Annotated in this window: 18 protein-coding genes; 2 read left to right on the top strand and 16 right to left on the bottom strand. The window is 68.6% G+C overall.

Annotation, left to right across the window (positions count from 1 at the left end; all coding sequences use genetic code 11):
• The first annotated feature begins 54 nt into the window (after positions 1-54).
• Both AB0N59_RS09220 and AB0N59_RS09215 read left to right on the top strand, forming a co-directional pair.
• A complete protein-coding gene (locus AB0N59_RS09220) occupies positions 55-1,383 on the top strand; it encodes a glycosyltransferase (RefSeq protein WP_363481914.1) in 1,329 nt (442 codons plus the stop codon).
• Positions 1,383-1,805: a hypothetical protein gene (locus AB0N59_RS09215; RefSeq protein ID WP_363481911.1), complete on the top strand. Its 423-nt coding sequence runs from the start codon at positions 1,383-1,385 to the stop codon at positions 1,803-1,805. The genes AB0N59_RS09220 and AB0N59_RS09215 overlap by 1 nt, the downstream gene beginning before the upstream one ends.
• Here the strand turns inward: AB0N59_RS09215 and AB0N59_RS09210 are convergent.
• The 16 genes from AB0N59_RS09210 to AB0N59_RS09135 all read right to left on the bottom strand — a co-directional run bounded on the left by AB0N59_RS09210 (position 1,789) and on the right by AB0N59_RS09135 (position 20,197).
• The gene (locus tag AB0N59_RS09210) at positions 1,789-2,220 is read right to left on the bottom strand and encodes a hypothetical protein (protein ID WP_363481908.1); all 432 of its coding nucleotides are present in this window, start codon (positions 2,218-2,220) and stop codon (positions 1,789-1,791) included. The two genes, AB0N59_RS09215 and AB0N59_RS09210, sit on opposite strands and share 17 nt — an antisense overlap.
• Entirely contained in the window at positions 2,217-3,548 is a 1,332-nt protein-coding gene (locus AB0N59_RS09205) for a glycosyltransferase (RefSeq protein ID WP_363481905.1), read from the bottom strand. The genes AB0N59_RS09210 and AB0N59_RS09205 overlap by 4 nt, the downstream gene beginning before the upstream one ends.
• The gene (locus tag AB0N59_RS09200; protein ID WP_363481902.1) at positions 3,545-4,750 is read right to left on the bottom strand and encodes a hypothetical protein; all 1,206 of its coding nucleotides are present in this window, start codon (positions 4,748-4,750) and stop codon (positions 3,545-3,547) included. Before AB0N59_RS09200 ends, AB0N59_RS09205 begins: the two co-directional genes overlap by 4 nt.
• Positions 4,747-6,537, bottom strand: a complete 1,791-nt coding sequence (locus AB0N59_RS09195; protein ID WP_363481899.1) for an ABC transporter ATP-binding protein — start codon at positions 6,535-6,537, stop codon at positions 4,747-4,749. The genes AB0N59_RS09200 and AB0N59_RS09195 overlap by 4 nt, the downstream gene beginning before the upstream one ends.
• Positions 6,534-7,538, bottom strand: a complete 1,005-nt coding sequence (locus AB0N59_RS09190; protein WP_363484170.1) for a Gfo/Idh/MocA family oxidoreductase — start codon at positions 7,536-7,538, stop codon at positions 6,534-6,536. The genes AB0N59_RS09195 and AB0N59_RS09190 overlap by 4 nt, the downstream gene beginning before the upstream one ends.
• A complete protein-coding gene (locus AB0N59_RS09185) occupies positions 7,535-8,632 on the bottom strand; it encodes a DegT/DnrJ/EryC1/StrS family aminotransferase (protein WP_363481896.1) in 1,098 nt (365 codons plus the stop codon). The genes AB0N59_RS09190 and AB0N59_RS09185 overlap by 4 nt, the downstream gene beginning before the upstream one ends.
• Positions 8,629-9,243 (bottom strand): DapH/DapD/GlmU-related protein, encoded by a 615-nt coding sequence (locus AB0N59_RS09180; RefSeq protein ID WP_363481893.1) that lies wholly within the window; start codon positions 9,241-9,243, stop codon positions 8,629-8,631. The genes AB0N59_RS09185 and AB0N59_RS09180 overlap by 4 nt, the downstream gene beginning before the upstream one ends.
• Entirely contained in the window at positions 9,240-10,457 is a 1,218-nt protein-coding gene (locus AB0N59_RS09175) for a glycosyltransferase family 4 protein (protein ID WP_363481890.1), read from the bottom strand. Before AB0N59_RS09175 ends, AB0N59_RS09180 begins: the two co-directional genes overlap by 4 nt.
• A complete protein-coding gene (locus AB0N59_RS09170; RefSeq protein WP_363481887.1) occupies positions 10,454-10,867 on the bottom strand; it encodes a DUF2304 domain-containing protein in 414 nt (137 codons plus the stop codon). The genes AB0N59_RS09175 and AB0N59_RS09170 overlap by 4 nt, the downstream gene beginning before the upstream one ends.
• A gap of 2 nt (positions 10,868-10,869) precedes the next feature.
• Positions 10,870-11,604, bottom strand: a complete 735-nt coding sequence (locus tag AB0N59_RS09165) for a glycosyltransferase family 2 protein (protein ID WP_363481884.1) — start codon at positions 11,602-11,604, stop codon at positions 10,870-10,872.
• A 31-nt stretch (positions 11,605-11,635) separates the two neighbouring features.
• Positions 11,636-13,561 (bottom strand): DUF6541 family protein, encoded by a 1,926-nt coding sequence (locus AB0N59_RS09160; protein WP_363481881.1) that lies wholly within the window; start codon positions 13,559-13,561, stop codon positions 11,636-11,638.
• Positions 13,558-14,295 carry an ABC transporter ATP-binding protein gene (locus tag AB0N59_RS09155; protein WP_363481878.1) on the bottom strand — a complete coding sequence of 246 codons (738 nt, stop codon included), beginning with the start codon at positions 14,293-14,295 and terminating at the stop codon, positions 13,558-13,560. The genes AB0N59_RS09160 and AB0N59_RS09155 overlap by 4 nt, the downstream gene beginning before the upstream one ends.
• Positions 14,292-15,224, bottom strand: a complete 933-nt coding sequence (locus AB0N59_RS09150) for an ABC transporter permease (protein ID WP_363481875.1) — start codon at positions 15,222-15,224, stop codon at positions 14,292-14,294. The genes AB0N59_RS09155 and AB0N59_RS09150 overlap by 4 nt, the downstream gene beginning before the upstream one ends.
• 82 nt (positions 15,225-15,306) lie before the next feature.
• A complete protein-coding gene (locus tag AB0N59_RS09145) occupies positions 15,307-17,343 on the bottom strand; it encodes a cell wall-binding repeat-containing protein (protein ID WP_363481872.1) in 2,037 nt (678 codons plus the stop codon).
• Between the two features lie 92 nt (positions 17,344-17,435).
• Positions 17,436-18,503, bottom strand: a complete 1,068-nt coding sequence (locus AB0N59_RS09140) for a glycosyltransferase (RefSeq protein ID WP_363481869.1) — start codon at positions 18,501-18,503, stop codon at positions 17,436-17,438.
• Between the two features lie 74 nt (positions 18,504-18,577).
• Positions 18,578-20,197 (bottom strand): RecQ family ATP-dependent DNA helicase, encoded by a 1,620-nt coding sequence (locus AB0N59_RS09135; RefSeq protein ID WP_363481866.1) that lies wholly within the window; start codon positions 20,195-20,197, stop codon positions 18,578-18,580.
• Between the last annotated feature and the right edge of the window lie 38 nt (positions 20,198-20,235).

Here is a 20,235-nt window from a genome sequence, read left to right as displayed (position 1 = left end):
ATGTTAGGGTTAGGCGTTCTCGCCCTCCGACCGCTAGATCCCAGCAGGTTCGCCTTGTCGCACGTCTCGCCGCCTCATCTACTCTATGTCGCCTGGGGCTTCCCGCCCTCACGCAGCGGCGGCGCGTACCGGCTGCTCGCCACCGCGAACGCCTTCGTCCGCGAAGGGTGGGACGTCACCGTGCTCACCGTCCCGCGTGAGGTCTTCCTGCGCAGCACGGGCGTCGATCCCTCACTCGAGGACCGCGTCGACCCGCGGGTCCGGATCGAGCGGATCCCCTTCCCCCACGACGAGACCGTCCTCGACCTGCGCCAGTGGAGCCGGTTCCGCGCACATGCGCCTGAGCTCTGGAACGGATGGCGCGGATGGCGCACCGCTCGGGTGTTCCCCGAGCCGCGCTACGGCCTGTGGAGGACGGATCTGGAGGCCGCGGCCGCGCGCATCCACCGGGAGCATCCCGTGACGTTGACGATCGGCTCCGGCAACCCCAATGTGGTGCACACCGCGGGCTTCCACCTGAAAGAGACCGCCAGCGTCCCCTTCGTGATGGACTATCGCGACACCTGGCAGCTGGACATGTACTCCGGGCGACGGACGCTGTCCGACCGGCACCCTGGAGCCCAGTGGGAGCGACGTCTCGTCAGCGCCGCAGACGAGGTGTGGTTCGTGAACGAGCCGATCGCGCAATGGCACCGGGAGCTCTACCCCGAGGCCGCCGATCGGATCCAGGTGGTGTCGAACGGCTTCGACCCCGAGTTCGTCGGCGAGGTGGCCCGGCCTCGCGCGGATCGATCCGCCGGTCTGGTGTTCGGCAACATCGGCACGATGACCTCGCAGACGCCCATACCGCAGCTGGTCGACGGCTGGCTGACGGCGCGAGAGCGCGGCGACCTCGAGGATGCCCGCATCGACCTCTTCGGCTACCTCGGACATCAGGGCGACGATGAAGGCGGCGTGCTGTCATCGATCGCACGAGCCGCCGACGGTTCCGTCCGGTACCGCGGTCCTGTGTCGAAGGCGCAGATCTCCGACGTGTACTCGGGTCTCGATGTGCTGATCCTTCCCCTCGGCACCAGTCGCTTCATGACCAGCGGCAAGGTGTTCGAGTACATGGCGACCGGTCTTCCGATCGTCTCCGTCCATGATCCGGTGAATGCCGTCAGCGACACCCTTCGCGACTACCCCGCGTGGGCTCCGGCCGCATCCCTGCGTCCGACCGACATCGCCGACGCGCTGAGCCGGGCAGCGGAGATCGCCGCCGCTCAGACCCTGGACGACCGCAGAGCGGCCAGAGAGTGGGCGTCCCGCTACGAGCGCGCGCGCATCCTTCAGCCCGTGGCGCAGAAGTGGCGCGCTCGAGTCACCGGAAGTGGAGCGCTCTGATGCGTGTGATCGCCATCATGTCGGCCGACCACGATGCACCGGCGCTCGCGGAGCTCGAGGCTCACGCCGAAGTGACCCGCGTCGCTCCGTCCGCCGAGCGCTCGTCCGCCGGGCGGCACATGCTCGAACCGCTCTGGAGCGGCCCCCTGGCTCGCCGGATCGAACGGATGGCCTGGCGCTCAGCCCTCGGGCGGAATCTGCTCAGGATCACACCACTCGACCGTTCCCGCCGTCTGTGGCGGGTGGCGCGGCGCGATGGCGGTCTGCGAGATCTCGTGAGGTCGGCGGATGTCGTCGTCGCGCTCGATCGTGATGCCATCCTCACGGTGTGGAAGCTCTCACGCGCAGCCGAGCTCGGCGAATCGTGGGACGCGGTCTACGGCGGTACAGCGGCGCTCTTCGCACTCAAGAATCGTCGCTGAGCCGACGAACCGCCACTCCGGCGGCGGGGAGCCCTGTGACTGCGGCAACCGGAGCACCCTGGCGTGCCCGCCGACGCGCCTCGCGCCATGCCGAGAACTGCGCATCACGCTCGGTCGACACCAGCAGGTCGGCGGCGGTGATCGCCGCCTGGGCCTCGGGCGACCTGCGCACCCGCTGCGCGAAGATGGCGCCGGGATCGAGCGGGGTAAGTCGCCGCAGCACACGCCCGAGCGGTGTGCGGCGCGCGAGGTCCGACAGCCGCGATCGGATGCCGGGGGTGCCGACCGCCACGGATCGCGCGCCCTCCCACGGTGACGGTGCGAACGACAGGACAGTGACCTCGGCGGCGTCCGCGAGCGCGGAGACGCCGTCGCCGATGCTTCGGATCGTCGGGGCGAACACCACGACCCTCATGAGCGCGCACCCGCTTCCAGTTCCGCCTCGACCTGGGCGATGGCCGTGTTCAGAATGCCCATGCGCTCCCACCGGGTGCCTGAGGCGATCGCCTTGCGGCGGTCGGCTTGTGTGGTCGAGCGCACCTGATCGCCGGCGGCCACGAGCGCGGCGGCGATCTCCGACGGCTCGAGCGATCGGGGCGCATGCCAGTGATCGGTGTCGCCGAGCACTTCGCCGACCGGCGTCTCGGCGCTGTGCACCGACACGATCGGCAGGCCGGTGGCCGCGTACTCGTAGACCTTTCCGCTCGTCACCCCCGGTCCGCTCGGCAGCGCGAGCACCAGAGCGTCGAACTCCTGGTAGACCTCGGCGAGCTCGCTGCGCCTCACCGGCCCCTCGTAGACGATTCCGAGCGGTTCAGCCGCGGCCAGGGCGGCGAGGAGCTGCGGGCTGCCCTCTCCTGTGCGGCCGAGGTGCCCTCGAAGCACGAGCCTCGTTCCCTCCGGGAGCTCCTTGCGCGCTATCCGCCACGCCTCCGTCACCTCTTCGAGCGGGAACGCGCCGAAGTTGATGGTGCCGATGTATCCGAATGTCAGCGGACCCGTCGATCGGTCGCGGTGCGTCACGCCGAACGACTCGGGCCCCTCCGCCGTCGCGGGGAGATCGTATCCGTTCCGCACGGTGCGCATGAGCGCCGCGGAGTCCGGGTACTGCGCGGCGTGCCAGCCCCGGATCGGATCGTTCACGAACCAGACCTGGAACGCGCCGCGCATCAGGGATCTTTCGCGCTCGCGCACGGCGTCGGTGAGCCCGGCCGGCGCCTCCCCGGTGAATGTGAGGAATGTCCACGCGTCACGGTAGTCGAGGATGTACGGAACGCCGTGCGTCGCATGCAGGTGCTCTCCCGGCACGAAGTCGACATACGGTGCCGCAGTCCCGAGCGCGAGGTCGACAGCGCGTGCGGCGTGCACGGCATCCGCCGCTCGCCGCAGCGCCGGCGCCCAGGATCCGTACCACGACTCGGGGAACTCCCGCTGGTCGCGGCGCAGCCGGCGCCGAGCCCACATCTCCGGCTGCCTGGCGCGCGTCCGCGACCACGCGGTGATGTCGGTGGAGAGCTCGTGGTGCTCGAGCGGAACCTCGACGACCTCGATGCGAGGGTCGACGGTCTCGAGAAGGGTCTCGTCGGCGACGCCGTTCGCGCGGAACAGGGCTGCAGGACCGGTGAGCACGGTCACGTGCCATCCCGCGCGCACGAAGGCCTCGGCTATGCCCGCAGCACGATAGACGCCGCTGGTTCTCGCCGGCGGAAACGCCCACGCCGTGAGCAGCAGGTGCCTGCTCACGCCGTCACCCCGAGGAACGGCGCCAGCGTCCGTGCCGACAGCCCGCCGTCGTGCACCATGCGGACGAACTCCGGCCCGCGCTGAGCCAGCTGCCGATAGTGATCCGGACGGGCGCGGATGTCGTCGAGCACGTCCCGCAGAGTGTCGGGTGTCGCCTCGACGACCGGGAGTTCGAGGCCCGTCGTCTGCCGCACGTGGTCGCGGACCTGATCATGCACATGGGCCACCGCGATCCGGCCGGCCGCCATCGCCTCGACCGACGTGACCGAGTACATCCCGAGGGCGAACTGCTCGAGCACGACGTCAGCCTCGGCATACAGGGACGGCATGCGATGAGATGGCACTCGGATCACCCGGCGGTAGTCGATCGTCCCTTCGTCATGCATGCTCTGCACGATCGGCTCGATGAGCGCCGTGCCCTTCACCAGCGGGTTGGTCGGCGCGTGGAGCACCACGGGACGATCGCTGTGGAGGATCTCGTTCGAGGTGCTCCACCTGTCGACGTCGACGACGATCGGCAGCCAATGGGCCCCCGGTCGATCGAGCAGCATCTCCGGCGTCGACACGAACACCGGGGCCGACACCCGGTCGAGCACCCGCTGGTTGAAGTCAGCGCGAGCCTGCAGTCTGCTCACCCACTCCGCAGGTGCATTCCGAAAGGGCGACCACTCATCGAGCTGCGCATGCCGGTCGGGCAGCCGGATGTCGGTGCCGTGACACAGCATTGCCACCTGCACGCCTCGCGCGCGAAGCCACTCCACCTCTCGCCCGACGACTTTGTCGCTCGCGGCGCCGAACATCGACGACACCGCCTCGATCATGACGTGCGTGAAGCCCGCGCCGACGGCCTCCCGCTGGCTGGTCCCCCAGCGTCGGGAGTTCGTGTACACGGCGTCCGGCACACGGTAGTCCACGGGGAAGTCGAGTCCGCCGTTGTCTCCCGCCATCATCGAGACAGCGCCGACGTCCGGAAGGCGCTCAGCCGCTCGCGCCCACCGGTCGCCCTGGCCCGCGAAGTTGCGTGGGCCGACGAGCAGCCGCACCTCGGTGGACGGCGGCTGCACCGGCGCGGGAACATCCTGCAGCCGGTATCTCGCCGTCTCGGGCCCCGTGCGCGAGGTGATCGCGTCGGGAAGGTGGGCGCGGATCAACCGCCTGGCCATCCGCCAGCGGGCGGCGAGGATGCTCGCGACCCCGGTCATGCCAGTCCCGAGAGCCGGGCCTGCAGAGCGAAGTCCTCGTGCTGGGCGACGACCTGATCGAACGTGCCCGTGGCGGCGATGCGGCCGTCCTGCATGAACAGGACCTGATCCGAGGCGCGGATGGTCGAGAGGCGGTGCGCGACGGCGATCACCGTGACCTCCCCGTGCAGTTCGTGGATGGCCTCGGTGACGTTCGCCTCGGTCTTGCTGTCGAGTGCGCTGGTGGCCTCGTCGAGCACGAGCACCAGCGGATCGGTGTACAGGGCGCGTGCGATTCCGAGGCGCTGACGCTGGCCGCCGGAGAGGGTCATGCCGCGCTCGCCGACGGTGGAGTGCACGCCGCCGTCGCGATCTGAGATCACATCCCACAGCTGCGCACGCCGTGCGGCTCGCTCGACCCTCTCGAGGTCGTAGCTGTCATCCCAGACCAGTGCGATGTTCTGCGCGATGGTCCCGTCGAACAGGGCGACGTCCTGCGGGACATAACCCACATGCTGACGCCACGCGGCGAGGACGTCCTGGAGCGGCTTGCCGTCGATCAGGATCTGTCCGGCGCTGGGCGAGATGAGCCCGAGCAGGAGGTCGACCAGGGTGGACTTCCCTGCACCCGAGGGACCCGCGATGCCCACCGTCGTTCCCATCCTGATGTCGAGACTGAGGCCTTCGACGGCAGGGGTGCTCGAGCCGGGGAAGGTGAAGGCCACCCCTTCGAGCGACAGCGTCTGCGGTGCCGACGGCAGAGGCTCCCGCCCGAGCCGCTCCTGCGCCTTGAGGTATTCGTCGGCCGATTCGATGTCGGCGATGACGGTGTCGACATACGGCGCCGTCGTGACAGTGCGGGTGATCACAGCCTGGAATCCTGTGAGCGCCGGCACGAGCCTGAACCCGGCGATGCCGAAAAGCGCGACGGCTCCGATCGCGGCCTGCGGCCCGTCGACGGGCCCGCCTACGAGGTACGCGACGCCGCCCGTGAGCAGGAATCCTCCGATGACGGCCGAGTCGAAGATGAACCGCGGCACCGCTGAGAGGAAGTTCGAGTTCGATCGTGCGCGCGCCGATAGGGCTCGCTGCTTCTCCACCACGACCTCGACCTCGGCGGCCTTGTCGCGCAGGGTGATCTCCTTCAGGGCTGAGACCATGCCGGAGATCAGGGCAGCTGCCGCCATCTGCGAGTCGCGGGCGACTCGCGCCGCCTGACGGGTGCGCCCGCCGAGCACGTAGTACTGCAGCGCGGCGATCGCGAGCAGGTAGACGGCGGTGATCAGCGCGGTCAAGGGCTGAGCGACCACGATGACGGCGAGGACGCCGACCGATGTGACGAGCAGACCCGGCAGCGTCGTGATGGGCAGCAGGAAGCCGCTCGTGACGTTGGCGACCCCTGTGTTGGCCATCTGCACGACCTGAGCGGAGTTGCGCCCGAGCCGGTCGGTCCAGGGCGCGCGCAGGTAGGCGGCGAGCAGCTGGGCCCCGACCCGGACCTCGAACTCGGCGAAGCGACGCGTCGCCACCCATTGGAGACCCACATTCGCCGCCGACTTCGCGATGACCAGCACTGACAGCCCCACGATCATCCACACCAGGGCGGACTCCGGCAGAGCCCCGACGATGGGCAGCGAGACCGCGCTTCCGGTCGCGGCTGAAGCCAGCGTCAGCGCGAGCAGCATCAGCGCCAGCACGTCGACGATCGACAGCAGCGCGGCGATGACGGAGTACCAGAGAAGGAATCTCCGTGCCGACTGCGGCAGGTAGGGCAGCAGACGCCTCAGAAGGCCGATGATCTGCTTCATCGAGCTGTGAAGGCCGTCAGCTCGACCGAGGCATGGGAGCGCGCCGACTCCAGTGCCGCCTCGACGACGGCGAGCGTGCGCTGCCCCTGCTCCATGGTGACGACGTCGGTGAGCTGACCGAGCACGGCGTCGCGGAAGGCCTCGTGCTCGACCTTGAGCGGCTCGCGCTTGGCGAAGGCGTACCGGGTGACGTCACCCTCCGACACGCCGCGGAACGAAGAGACGGACTCCCATTCGAGGGGGATCGTGCCGTTGGCGTAGAAGGTGAGGTCTCCCGTCGAGGTGTCCGCCACGAACGCGCCCTTCTCGCCCGTGACGACAGTGACCCGTTCCTTCATCGGCGACAGCCAGTTGACGATGTTGTTCACGATCACGCCGGACTTCGTGCGCCCGGTGATGGTGATCATGTCCTCGAACTCGCGTCCCGACTTGAAGGCCGTCTGCGCGAAGACCCGGTCATAGTCGGACTGGACGACCCACGCCGTCAAGTCCACGTCGTGCGAGGCGAGGTCCTTGGCGACCCCGACATCGGCGATGCGCGAGGGGAAGGGTCCCTGGCGACGGGTCACGACCTGGTAGACCGCTCCCAGCTCTCCGCCTTCGATGCGGCGACGCAGCTCCTGCAGTGCCGGGTTGAAGCGCTCGATGTGCCCTACGGCGCCGACGAGCCCCGCGGCAGCGAAGGCATCCACCATGCGCTGGCCGGCCTCGAGAGAGTGAGCGATCGGCTTCTCCACGAGCGTGTGCACGCCGGCGGATGCGAGCTTCAGCGCCGCGTCCTCGTGGAAACGGGTCGGCACGGCTACGACCGCGATGTCGATGCCGGCGGCGATCAGCGCGTCGATATCGGGCAGCACCTCGAGGTCGCCTGCGACACCGTGAGGGTCGCCGCCGGGGTCGGCGATGGCGACGAGATCGACACCGTCGAGCTCACGCAGCACGCGGGCGTGGTGGCGCCCCATCATGCCGACGCCGAGCAGACCGGCGCGCAGCGCCATCAGGCGCCCGCCTTCGCGACGGTGTTGACCGCGGTGACGATCCGCTCGAGGTCAGCCTGCGAGAGCGACGGGTGCACAGGGAGCGACACGACCTCCCTGGCCGCCTGCTCGGTCACCGGAAGGTCGAGACCCGGGGCGTACGGCGCGAGCGACGGCAGACGGTGATTCGGAATCGGATAGTAGACACCGGCTCCGACGTTGTGCTCGGCCTTCAGAGCCGCGACGAAGCCGTCGCGGTCCTCGGGGACGCGCACGGTGTACTGGTGGTACACGTGCACCGCTCCGTCGGCGACCGGCGGAACCACGACGCCCTGCAGATTGGCGTCGAGGAAGGCGGCGTTCTGCTGGCGCGTCCTCGTCCAGGCATCTACCTTCGTCAGCTGCACACGGCCGATCGCGGCGTGGATGTCGGTCATGCGGGCGTTGAACCCGATCACCTCGTTCTCGTACTGACGCTCCATGCCCTGGTTGCGCAGCAGCTTCACGCGTCGCGCGATGTCGTCGGTCGCGGTCGTGACCATGCCGCCCTCGCCGCTGGTCATGTTCTTGGTCGGATACAGACTGAACATCGCGAACTCGCCGAACGAACCGACGGGACGGCCGTCGAGAGAGGCGCCGTGCGCCTGCGCGGCGTCCTCGTACAGAGCGACACCACGGTCGGCGGCGAGCTTCTCGAGCTCGCGCATCCGCGCAGGGTGGCCGTACAGGTGGACCGGCAGGATGCCCTTCGTGCGGGGAGTGATCGCCGCGGCGACCGCCTCGGGGTCGAGAGTGAACGTCTCGGGCTCGATGTCGACGAACACCGGCGTGCCGCCGGTCAGCGCGACCGAGTTGCCCGTCGCCGCGAAGGTGAACGACGGCACGATGACCTCATCCCCCGCACCGACACCGGCTGCGAGCAGACCGAGATGGAGACCGGCGGTGCCGGAGTTGACCGCGACCGAGGGGCGGCCCGGCACGAAGTGGGCGGAGAACTCCGCCTCGAATGCGGCCACCTCGGGGCCCTGCGCCACCATACCGCTGCGCATCACGCGATCGACGGCTGCCCGCTCCTCGTCTCCGATGATCGGCTTCGCCGGGGGAATGAACTCGCTCACGCGGCCTCCTTGGTCAGAATTCCATTGCTTTCCACGAACCGGTCACCCGTCACAGGGCAGACCCACACAGCGTCGTCGTCGCCTGCCTTCAGCGGGACCCCCGACTCGCCCACCCAGCCGATGCGACGGGCCGGAACGCCCGCCATCAGCGCGTAGTCGGGCACATCCTTCACCACGACCGCACCCGCCGCCACCGTGGCCCACGCGCCGATCGTCACGGGGGCGACGCACGTCGATCGGGCGCCGATCGCGGCGCCGCGGCCGATGGTCACTCCCACCGGCTCCCAGTCGTGCGCGCTCTTCAGAGAGCCGTCGGCGTTGATCGCCCGGGGATAGGTGTCGTTGGTGAGGACGACAGCGGGGCCGATGAAGACGCCGTCCGCGAGTCTCGCGGGCTCATACACGAGCGCGTAGTTCTGCACCTTGCAGTTGTCGCCCATCTCGACGCCGGTGCCGATGTACGCGCCTCGGCCGACGATGCAGTTCTCGCCCATGCGCACGCCCTCTCGCACCTGGGCCAGGTGCCAGATCGACGATCCGTCGCCGATCTCGGCGTCCGTCGACACATCGGCGGAGTCGACGATGCGCACTCGAGCAGGGGAAGAAGTCATCGGGATCGCCTTTCGCCGCCGCCGGTCATGCGGGAACCGTCCATGATTCTACGCGTCCGTGCCTGAGCGGCCCGCTCGACGGCATCGGCCACCTTCTCGGCCACCGCGCTCAGCGAGACGTTCGCCTGCGCCCACGCTGCGCGCCTCGGACGCTCCGCCGCCGTCGTGCCGTCCGCCGCCTCGGCGAGCAGTTCGCGCATACCCTGCGCCACGGCGTCGGCCGTGAACTCGACGGCGCGTCCGAGGGAATTCCCGCGCACGAGGTCGGCACCCGCAGATGGTCCCGCGAACAGCACCGGGGTCCCCGTCGCCGCGGCGGCGTAGGTCTTGGTCGGTTTGGCGAAGTCGTACCCGATGCCCGGGACGATGCTGACCAGCGATGCCACAGCGCCGCGGATCCACGACGTCGACTCGCCGGGGCTCACGACACCGCCGAACACCACGCGTCCGGGTACGAGTCGATCTGCGAGAGATCTGAGCTCGCTCTCGACCGAACCCTGTCCGAAGAATCGCAGCCGCAGATCGGGGTGCTCTTCGGCGATGAGAGCGAATGCTCGGATGAACACATCCGGCTGCTGCCATTCCGACATCGTTCCGGTGTAGACGAAGTACGATCCGTCGTCGGCGGGCACTGCGGCGGGGGTGAAGATGTCGGTGTCGATACCGTTCCCCACCGTCACGATGCGCCCCGCGTCCGCACCGAGCAGGGTGAGTCGATCGGTCACCTCGTCCGACACGGAGATGATCGCACGGGCACGGCGCAGGACGGATCGTTCCATCCAGCGCATCACGGACACGACGGGACGCGGCGCGCCCATCGAGATCACGCCATCCGTCCAGACATCCGCGGCGTAGTACACGAACGGCCTGCGCTTCAGCGCGGCGACCAGCGCGACGACGAGCCCCGTGGTGGGTGGCGACTCGGCGACCGCGACATCGAACCGCTCAGCGATCAGGCGCACGAGAAGCGGGATGTCGAAGCTCATGTACTGCACGTAGCCGCGCACGTTTCCGCCGGCGTCGCGCAGCACGGGCCAGCGACGCACCTCCACACCGGGTGCGTCCGGGGTGCGCGGCGCGTGGGAGGGTGGGGTGCTGGTCAGCACGACGACGTCCTCACCGCGAGCGGCCAGGACGCGACCGAGCGCGCCGAGGCGGAATGCTCCGGCACTCACCTCCGGCGGGAACAGGCGCGAGGCGACGACGACCCTCATGAGTCCCTCCGATCGGTCGGCGGATGCTGGCCATCGGCGGCCCCGGGCGCCCTGGTGTCGTTGTTCTGCTCGAGCTGCGCGATCCGCCGCTCGTGGACCGCCGATTCCTCGGCCAGCACCCTGAGCTTCTCCTCGACCCTGGTGAGCTCGGCCCCGTACTGCAGACTCACGAGGAAGAGCAGGGCGATCGCGACGAAGAAGACCAGGTTGACGGGTACGACGATTCCGACCGCCGCCGCAGCCCACCCGAGCGTCTGAGGGAAGACGGCGATGACGAGGGCCATCAGGCCGCCGACGAACCACCAGCCGGCGTGCCGCTCTCGCAGCGTTCCTCGTCGCATGAGCTCGATGATCGCGATGAGGGCGAGGACCGCTGCCACGATCCCGAAGACGTACGTGACGGTGCTCATGTTCATGTCCATGCGTCGCTCCGCAACTCTGCCCTCGGCCTGATCATGGCGAGGCCGAACGCCGCACACGCGCGGATCAGGTAGACCGCCGCCTTGAGAGGACGATGCGAGGGCTCTCCGCCCTGACGCACGCGCATCGCCACCGGGATCTGCTCGATGCTCAGGCCCGCACGCGCCGCGATGACGAGTGCCTCGATGGTGTCGCCGAGGTACTCGGCGGGGAACTCCTCGGCGAAGAGCTCGACCGCTCTCGGCCCGGCCGCCTTGAATCCGCTGGTGACGTCCGTGAGCCTGGTGCGGGCCACCCTGCTGATGACGGTGGCGAGAACGCGCATCGCCCATTTGCGAGGTCCTCGAACCCCGTAGTCGCCCTTGCCCGCGAAACGGGCTCCTATGACGAGATCGGCGCCGTCCAGCCGGGCGATCATCTCGGGGATCATCTGCGGGTCGTGCTGTCCGTCGGCATCCACCTGGACGACCACGTCGTGGCCGTGGGCGCGTGCGAACCGGAATCCCAGACGCATCGCACCGCCGACGCCGAGATTGAAAGGCAGTTTCAGCACATCCGCTCCGGCGTCTTCCGCCCGTCGACCGGTGGCGTCACCTGAGCCGTCGTCGATGACCAGGCATCGCGCCGAGGGGTAGGCCCGCTGCACGTCACGGACCACGTCCGCGACGGACTCCTCTTCGTTCAGCGCCGGGATGACGACGAGAACGGACAGATCTACCGGGCGCATCGCTCTGATCTTAGCGAGCCGCACTCGGAGGCTACTGAGCGCACGCCGTGATGCGCCACAGCGACACATCGCTCACGGCGTCGACGAGCTCGAAGCCCGGTTGCCCTGCGAAGTCCGTCATACCGGGCATGACGTAGCGGCCCGGACCCTGCTCGCCTTCACCGAAGTCCAGCACGTACTGCGGCGATCCGTATTCCGAGAGGGCCGCGCAGACCCTGGGATCGGTCTGGGCATCGCGCAGATGCGCAGCCAGGAGCGCCCATGCCTCGGTCTGCGGGGCCGCCCAGGTGCGCGGATACACATCGCGCCCGCTGAGGAAGTAGCCGAAGCCGGAGCCGGTCGAGGGGTTCGCGATCACACGCGCGCCCGCCGGAACGTGCTGGTCCAGGGTCTCGAGAATCTCCCTCTCATCCGGATCGAGATAGGCGTCGTCCGCAGCCACGTAGCGGGACTCACGGTCGTACGTGCCCTGCGTGACCGCCGGCATCGCGACCGGACGGATGAGGATCAGCACGATCACGAAGAAGGACGCGGCGGCGAAGCCGATCATCGTGCTCGACCGGGCGTCCTTCTTCCGCAGCCTGGAGGAGAGAAAGCGCACGACCCCATCCGCCCCCACTGCCGCCAGCGGTATCACGACGAGTGGCCCGAGAGCGGCGATGCGATACGGATCCGCATACCAGGCGCCCAGCAGGCCGACGCGAACCGCCGGCGCGCCGACCGCGGCGACGAGCAGGTACAGCAGCGAGATGCCGCCCCATGCGACGACGAACCAGCGAAGCTCGCGCGCGCGTACGGCGAAGATGATTCCGATGAGCATCAGCACGCTGACGCCATAGGCGAACGGGATCATGACCTGGCCGTTGAGCAGCACGTCTGCGACAGCCTGCAGCTTTCCTCGGAAGGGCGCCCAATGGGAGCCGGAGGTCCCCTGGGCCAAATACAGCCAGATCACGACGACCACGGCCCATACTCCGACGACCGCTCCGATCGCACGAGCAGGCCCCCATTCCGCGCGTCGCTCCCACGCGCGCCACGACACCCAGACCGCGCTGACAGCCATCCACGGCAGGATGCCCGCGGGCTGGGCGAGCATGAGGGCTGACGCGGCGACGAGGATCAGCAACGCGACACGGATCGCGTGAGCGGTGCGCCGCCGGGTGCCGCTCCACTGCACGGCGGTGACCACGACCGCGACGGCGGCGGGAATCATCGCGGTCGACAGCGCATTCGGGAACAGAACGCCCCACTGGAACATGAGCAGCGGGAAGGTCTGCAGAGCCCCGGAGAGGATCGCCGCATAGCCGGCGATCCTCGACGATGCGGTGAACGCCCGAGTGAGCCACGCGACGCCGAGCGGCCAGATCACCGCGGCGATCACGACCGTGAACGTGTTGGCCGCGATCGTGATCTCGGTGCTGGCCGCCATGACGACCAGCGAGGTCAGAGCATGCCAGGCGGCCGGATAGAAGCTGCGCCCGCCGATCACCGAGTTGACGTGCAGGGACGACGCGTCTGCGGTCTCGAGCACGTATCGCACGGCGTTCATGTGGAACACCGCGTCGTTCGTCTGCGAGATCGCGGAGGGATCGTGGACGTAGGCCACGATCCGCCATGCCGAGAGGACGACACCGATCGTCAGGGCCGCCGGCAGCAGCCAGCGCCCAGCAGCGGCCGGCTCAGACGCCAGACGTCCCCCGGCCCATCGGCCGAGAACCGCGGAGACGAGCACAAGCAGGGCCATGGCCGCCGCCCATGTCAGCACCGACCAGGGCACCCCCACCATCCCGAGGACGAGGGCGATGACCGCGGTGGCGGCGACGGTGAACAGCGGAGCCGCTGCCAGCAGCGCCAGGCCCCGCAGTCCTGCGAAGCGCATCGCAAGGAGTCCGGGGACGAAGACGATGGCCGCAGCGACGGCGAGAACCGGCAGCTGAAGGAGCCACTCGACGATCATGCGGCGTCCACCAGCGCGATTGCGCCTTCGAGCTCGCCGTCATAGATGACCTCGCCCTTGCTGATCACCACGCCTCGCGTGCAGAGCTGCCGCACCATCTCCATGTCGTGGCTGACCACGACGAGCGTCTTGCCGTCGGCGATGAGCTCTTCGAACTTCTCGCGGCACTTCTCCCGGAACGGCACGTCGCCGACCGAGAGGATCTCGTCCATCAGCAGAACGTCGAGGTGCACGTGGATCGCGACGGCGAAGGCCAGACGCAGGAACATCCCCGAGGAGTAGTGCTTGACCTCCTGATCGATGAACTCCTCGATCTCGCTGAACGCGACGATCTCGTCGTAGCGCTCTTCGATCTCGTGCTTCTTCATCCCGAGGATCGCCGCATTGAGGAAGACGTTCTCGCGTCCGGACAGCTCGGGGTGGAAACCCGCGCCGACCTCGATCAGCCCCGCCACCCGACCTCGGGTGAGCACCTCCCCGGCATCGGGCTCCATGACCCCGGACACCAGCTTGAGCAGCGTCGATTTGCCGGATCCGTTCATGCCCAGGATCGCCACGGACTCTCCCTCGTTGATCACGAGGTCGATGCCCTTGAGCGCCTCGAACGTCGAGGTGAGCTTGCGTCGCCGGATCCAGGACACCACGGTGTCCTTCAGCGAGAAGGCGTGATTGAGGGTGAAGGTCTTGCGCACCCCGTCGATGATGATGCTGGGGCGCTTCGCGGTCTGTGTCATAGGTCCTGGGCGAACTTTCCTTCAAGACGGCGGAAGACGAGCTGCCCGACGAGCAGTGTGCCGACGGCGACGACCGCGCTCCACAGGGTGTTCATCGCGAGCATCGGGGGTACAGGGGTGAGCGCTTCTCCGACATAGCCGGCCGACTCCACGATGGCCTGGCTCGCGGGCCGCCAGAAGGCGTAATGGAACAGCTCAACGCCCTGAGTGATCGGATTCAGCATGTACAGATCGACGATCCATCCGGGCCAGCCGAGCTTGCCGACGACGGCGTCCTGCACCATCGTCCACGCGTACAGCACCGGGGACGCCCAGGTCGCGAGCAGCAGCATCAGCTCGACGATGTTCTCCGCGTCGCGGAAGCGCACGTTCACGGCTCCGAAGAAGAGACCGAGCCCCAGGGAGAACACCATCACGATGAGGATTCCGACGATCGCGCCGAGCACGCCGAGCAGCGTCACGCTGCCGGCCCAGCCCATCAGCACGCACACCAGGACGAGCAGCGCGAGCTGGGGCAGGAAGTGCACGAACGACACGAGCACAGCCGACACGGCGAACAGCTGACGGGGAAGGAACACCTTGCGCACGAGGGGCGCGTTGCCCACGATCGACGTCGTCGCGTTCTTGAAGCCCTCGGAGAAGAGGTTGATCACGACGATGCCCGAGAAGAGGTAGACCGCGTAGTTGGGAACACGGTCGAGATCCATGAAGATGCCGAGCACGACCCAGAAGACGAAGAACTGCGCAGCCGGGCGCACGTACGACCACAGCCAGCCGAGCACCGAATTGCGATAGCGCGTGGTGACGCCGGTGCGCACGAGCAGGCGCAGCAGATAACGCCAGCGCACCACGTCGATCAGTCCATGGCTCCTGCCGGGGATGTCGAAATCTGTGCGCGGGACGGAGGCGAAATGATCATGGGTAGTCAAGTGGGCTCCAGCCGAGAGGTCGCCTTGACATCTTAGTGAACCGGCCTGGGACCTCCCCACAGGCCGGTCCTCTCAGACGCTCTCAGCACCGCCGCAGAGCGGCGACCCCATCGTCCAGGACGCCAGGTCCTCCGATGAGCACGGCCGAATCCGTGCCGCTGCGCAGCATGAAGTCCATGGCGCCGGGAACGACGCACGACCGGCGTGTGAGCAGCAGGGGCACCTTCCAGCGGCCGGCGAGGACCGACGCGCTCAGGGCGTCGGGGAATCCATCGCCCGAGGCGAAGAGCACCTTGAGGGCGCTCGACGAGTAGTACGCCTTGACGATCGCCTCGTTGGTGGCATACCGGTCGATGCCCTGCAGTCGCTTCGTGGTGACTCCCAGCTCGGTCAGGTGCCGCTGGACTGAGTCGGGAACGACGCCCGTGCCGCCGATGATGGTCGCGGAGCGCACTCCGAGCTTCCGCAGTGCATCGACGGTGGGCGTGTCCAGCCGCGCGCGCGTGCCGTTGATCAGCAGCACGGGGATCCCTCTGCTGTTGCCCACGGCGGCCGCGCTGATGGCGTCGGGATAGTCCTTCCCCGTGGCGATGAGCACCTCGGTACTCGCACCCCCGCTGAGAGCCGCCGCGCGCGAGGTCTCGTAGCGATCGAGGCCGGACAGGCGTTCGACCTTGGCGGCAGGCACGACAGCTCGCACCTGGTCCGCGATCTTCCGGGGCAGGACGCCCTCGCCGCCCATCAGCACCACCCTGGTCGGTGCGAGACGCTTGATCTCCGCGCTGACCTCGGCGGGGAGTCCACCGGTCGGCGTCAGGAGGAGCGAGGCGGATGCTCGCCCGGCAGCGGCCGCACCGCTGAGTGCATCGGGGAAGTCCTGACTGGTCGCCAGCATCACGGTTCCCGCACCCGTAGGCCATGCAGCTCGCGAGACCGCGACAGCCGTCGTCTCCCGCTTCGGGCCGTACAGTCGCTCGGTCTTGATGGTCTTCACCGCGACCCCGGCCGATGTGCCGACTCCGTCGCGGTATCCGCTCTTCTGCGCGACGACGCGGACGGACACGGACTGAGCCGCGTCCGCAGCAGCGAGCGTGTATCGCGGGGACGTCGCGCCGGAGATCGCCTTGCCGTTGCGCAGCCACTGGAAGGTCGTGGTCGTAGGAGCGGGGTCGACAGCCGCCGTCGCAGCCAGGCTCTGGCCGACGAGGAACTTGCCCTGCACGGTGACTCCGGTGACCTTCAGCGCCTTGGCCAGCTGCTGCGTCGATCCGAACCAATCGGTGAAGTAGTTGTAGAAGTTGCGGTTGCCGTAGCTCGAGCAGCCGTCTCCCGTGCCGTAGCCGGCCCTGAGCGAAGCCGCGTTGGGCTGATACGGCGTGTAGTAGTAGAGCGCGGAGGTCGCCTTGTTGGCGACGTAGACGGGAGACGAGCCGCAGGAGATCTCGACGTCGTAGCGGATGTTCCAGGTGTTACCCGGCTTGTACCACGTGAAGTATCTTCCCTCCATGTAGATCTGCATCTGGCGCGCGGCGCCGTAGATCTGGTGGAAGAAGCCGACGTAGGCGGGGTTGCAGGCCGCGTCGTCCGGGCAGCCCTGCCCGAGTGCGGCGTCGTAGCGCCATTTGCTCGGCCACGTGTGGGTGACCAGGCCCTGCTCCTTCTGGAGCATGACGATCAGCACCTGCGGGTTGATGCCGCACGACTGAGCGACACGGTGGATGATGCGCGCCGCGGACTCGCCCCTCGCACCTGTGTACCCGTTGCAGTACGCATCGGCGGGGCGGTTCACCGAGTCGGTCTTGTAATCCTTGAGGCAGATGATGGGCCCGTACTTGTCGGTGCCGCCGCGACACGTGCTCACCTTCGAGTTGAAGAAGCTCTGGATCTGAGCCTCGGTCATCGACGTGCGGTCGGTGAACACCGCATCGCTGATGATGTTGCCCGCGGACCAGCCGCTCAGCGTCATCTTGGCAGGGCCGTTGACGCCCGCCGTCACGGGAGCCGCAGCCGCCGTCGCAGGCACGGCGGTGCCGAGGATCAACCCGAGCACGGCGACGAGCGTCGTCGCCCAGCGAGCGGTCCGGGACACCATTCGGGGGCGCAGTCCACGTGAATGCATGTGAATAGTGTGACTGAAGTTGCGGGATGATGCCACTGGGGCAGTATATTGGCGGATTTTGCGCGGCGTGTCGCGCGACTCTGGTCGTTCTCTCAGAGTTCTGCGTGCAGGGCCCAGACCCGTTCGGCCGAGCTCGGCCATGAGAACGCCCTGGCACGATCCGATCCGAGAACGCGCAGGCGCTCCCGACCCGACCCGAGCGCATCGACGAGCGCGTCGGTCAGCTCGTCCGCGGTGACGACCGCTCCCCCATCGGCGACGACGTCACGGTGCACACCAGACTCCACCGCGACGATCGGCACTCCGAGCTCCATCGCCTCGATGAGCCGCCACGGCCAGCGCATCGCCGGCGACGAGGCGACGATCGCCCGGGCCCCGGCGAGGGTCGCCGCTCGTGACGCATCGTCGAGCACTCCTCTGATGTGGACGTGTCCCTGCGACATGCCCGCCGCCACAGCCTGGTCGGCGAGCGCGGGCTCGGTGCCCTCCTCGGCATCCACCACGACAGCATCCGTGCCGGCGCGTGCAGCCGCGCGGAAGCCCTGCTCGAGCGATCCGGCATCTCCTGTGAGCACCACGTAGTCACGGGGCAGCTGCACGCCGTCCCGCAGCGCCGCGGCATCATCAGGCACACGGAACCCGATCGGCGCCGCCCCGGCGATCACCCGGATGCGGTCACCCAGGGGAGCCATCTCGTCGAGGCGCTCCGCCATGGCATGAGAGGGCACGATCACCGCATCCGCGTGCTTGACCGCGCGCTTGAGCATCGACCGCTGCCACACGACGCTCGCCTTCGACAGGGCGTCCGGGCTCTCCCAGGCGCACAGGTCCCAGAGCGTCACGGTGGTCTGATCGTGATCGTGCACGCGGTCATGACGCACCAGCGGAGCCAGCAGTGTCGGCGAGTGGATCAGACCGCCACCCACTCCTGCGGCGATGCCCATCTGCCAGGCGCCGGCCAGCTCGCGCCGGGCCAGGGGCAGCGTGCGGATCTCATGCAGGCCGGGCATCGTCACCTCCGTGCCATTCGGCGCGATGGCAGAGACGCCGCAGCCCCGCGGCGCGGTGCGGATCAGGCCTTCAGCCAGTCCGAGTCCTGCTCTCGCCAGGTCGGCGTCGACGCCGACCTGGTCGAACACGACACGCAGCTGCACACTCATGAGGTCAGCCTAACCTCGCGACGTCGGCCAGCCGGGTCGCCCCACCGGTGATCGTCGCACTCGGGCGGCGCCCGTCACGTCTCGAGCACGACGAGGTCCTTCTCGGCGATCAGCTCGAGAGAGAGCACCCGGTATCCCTCGGCCTCGAAGAAGACCGTCATCCGGTCGTCCTCCACCGACATGACCGTGCCCGGTCCCCACTCCTCGTGACGCACTCGATCGTCCACGCCGAACGCGCCCTGCGCCGGCCCGGCATCCGGAGTCGAGGTCTCGCCCTCCTCGCAGAGGTCGCAGTTGCCGCACGGTTCTCCGAGATCCTCGCCGAAGTAGTGCAGCAAAGTCAGGCGCCGGCACCTGCGGCTCTCGGCATACGATCGCATCATCTCGATCCTGGTCTGCTCGATGCGCTCGCGCTCATCCGCCCGCTCCAGTGCGTCCGAGACAGCCGCAGCCGGGTCGCCGGTGGTGAGCAGTCGCACGCCCTGTCTGCCGATGCGCACGTGGCCCGTGTCTGACAGCAGCGCGAGCAGCGAGGTCACCCGACGGCCCGAGAGACCGGATGCGTCTACGACGTCGGCGCGCCTGCGGACTCCGCCACCCAGCGCACCCAGCACCTTTCGCAGCTCCGTTGCCGATGGCCGGCCCCCGGCGAAGAACCTGCGCAGCGCGAGGTCCTCCGGGCGGAAGTGCAGAACGGCGACCGCCGGCTCTCCGTCGCGGCCGGCGCGCCCGATCTCCTGGTAGTACGCGTCGAGCGACTCCGGAGCGTCGGCGTGCACGACGAAACGCACGTCCGGCTTGTCTATGCCCATCCCGAAGGCGCAAGTGGCGACGACGACGTCCAGCCTTCCCTCGAGCAGATCCTCGTGCACCCCATCGCGGCGCTTCGCCGCCATGCCGGCGTGATACGCCGCCGCACGCAGGCCCCGCTCCTGCATCAGATCGGCGTAGCTCTCGGTGTCGCGCCGGGTGGCCGCGTAGACGAGTCCTGGCCGCGCCAGCTGCACGACCTCGTCGACGACGGCGGTCCTCTTGCCTGCGTCGTCGGTGTGCCTGCGAACCTGCAGTGAGATGTTCGGGCGGTCGAGATCGCCGATGCACTCGAGAGGATCCTGAAGGCCGAGCCGGCGCACGATCTCCGCGCGGACGGGGGTCGATGCGGTCGCCGTGAGCGCCATGATCGGCGGCCGTCCGAGGCGATCGGCCGCGGCCCCCAGCGTGAGGTAGTCGGGGCGGAAGTCGTGCCCCCACGACGCGATGCAGTGCGCCTCGTCTACGACGAGAAGAGTCACGTCGAGCTCGGCGAGCGCCTCGAGGACGTCGTCCTTGGCGAACTGCTCCGGCGCGAGCAGCACGAACCGGGCCTCGCCGCTGCGGAGCATCCGCCATGCCTCGCGCGTGCGGCGCACCCCGCCGGCCGAGTTCAGGGCGACGCCGGCCGGGGCGTCCGGCGCGTTCTCGATGCCGACCAGCTGATCCTCCTGAAGGGCGATCAGCGGTGACACCACCACGGTCACGCCCTCGCGGAGCGTTGCCGCGATCTGATAGATCGCCGACTTCCCGTATCCGGTCGCGAGCACCCCGAGCACGTCGCGACCGCGCACGGCTGCGGCGATGGCATCCCGCTGCGCGCCTTTCAGCCGATCGATTCCGAACGATTCCCGTGCGACACGGTCGATGTCATCTGCGTTCACTTCCTCAGTCGACCCCACGTCGGCCTCGGCCGCTACGG

Origin of the sequence: Microbacterium sp. NPDC089321 (assembly GCF_040684935.1) — a bacterium.
Classification (GTDB): domain Bacteria; phylum Actinomycetota; class Actinomycetes; order Actinomycetales; family Microbacteriaceae; genus Microbacterium.
The sequence above is the reverse complement of the archived record's forward strand: the minus strand, read 5'-3'. Positions and strand labels throughout refer to the sequence as shown.

Coding starts and splice junctions, on each gene's coding strand:
- AB0N59_RS09215 (WP_363481911.1), top strand. CDS start 1,383: ATGCGTGTGATCGCCATCATGTCGGCCGACCACGATGCACCGGCGCTC.
- AB0N59_RS09210 (WP_363481908.1), bottom strand. CDS start 2,220: ATGAGGGTCGTGGTGTTCGCCCCGACGATCCGAAGCATCGGCGACGGC.
- AB0N59_RS09200 (WP_363481902.1), bottom strand. CDS start 4,750: ATGACCGGGGTCGCGAGCATCCTCGCCGCCCGCTGGCGGATGGCCAGG.
- AB0N59_RS09195 (WP_363481899.1), bottom strand. CDS start 6,537: ATGAAGCAGATCATCGGCCTTCTGAGGCGTCTGCTGCCCTACCTGCCG.
- AB0N59_RS09180 (WP_363481893.1), bottom strand. CDS start 9,243: ATGACTTCTTCCCCTGCTCGAGTGCGCATCGTCGACTCCGCCGATGTG.
- AB0N59_RS09175 (WP_363481890.1), bottom strand. CDS start 10,457: ATGAGGGTCGTCGTCGCCTCGCGCCTGTTCCCGCCGGAGGTGAGTGCC.
- AB0N59_RS09170 (WP_363481887.1), bottom strand. CDS start 10,867: ATGAGCACCGTCACGTACGTCTTCGGGATCGTGGCAGCGGTCCTCGCC.
- AB0N59_RS09165 (WP_363481884.1), bottom strand. CDS start 11,604: ATGCGCCCGGTAGATCTGTCCGTTCTCGTCGTCATCCCGGCGCTGAAC.
- AB0N59_RS09160 (WP_363481881.1), bottom strand. CDS start 13,561: ATGATCGTCGAGTGGCTCCTTCAGCTGCCGGTTCTCGCCGTCGCTGCG.
- AB0N59_RS09155 (WP_363481878.1), bottom strand. CDS start 14,295: ATGACACAGACCGCGAAGCGCCCCAGCATCATCATCGACGGGGTGCGC.
- AB0N59_RS09145 (WP_363481872.1), bottom strand. CDS start 17,343: ATGCATTCACGTGGACTGCGCCCCCGAATGGTGTCCCGGACCGCTCGC.
- AB0N59_RS09140 (WP_363481869.1), bottom strand. CDS start 18,503: ATGAGTGTGCAGCTGCGTGTCGTGTTCGACCAGGTCGGCGTCGACGCC.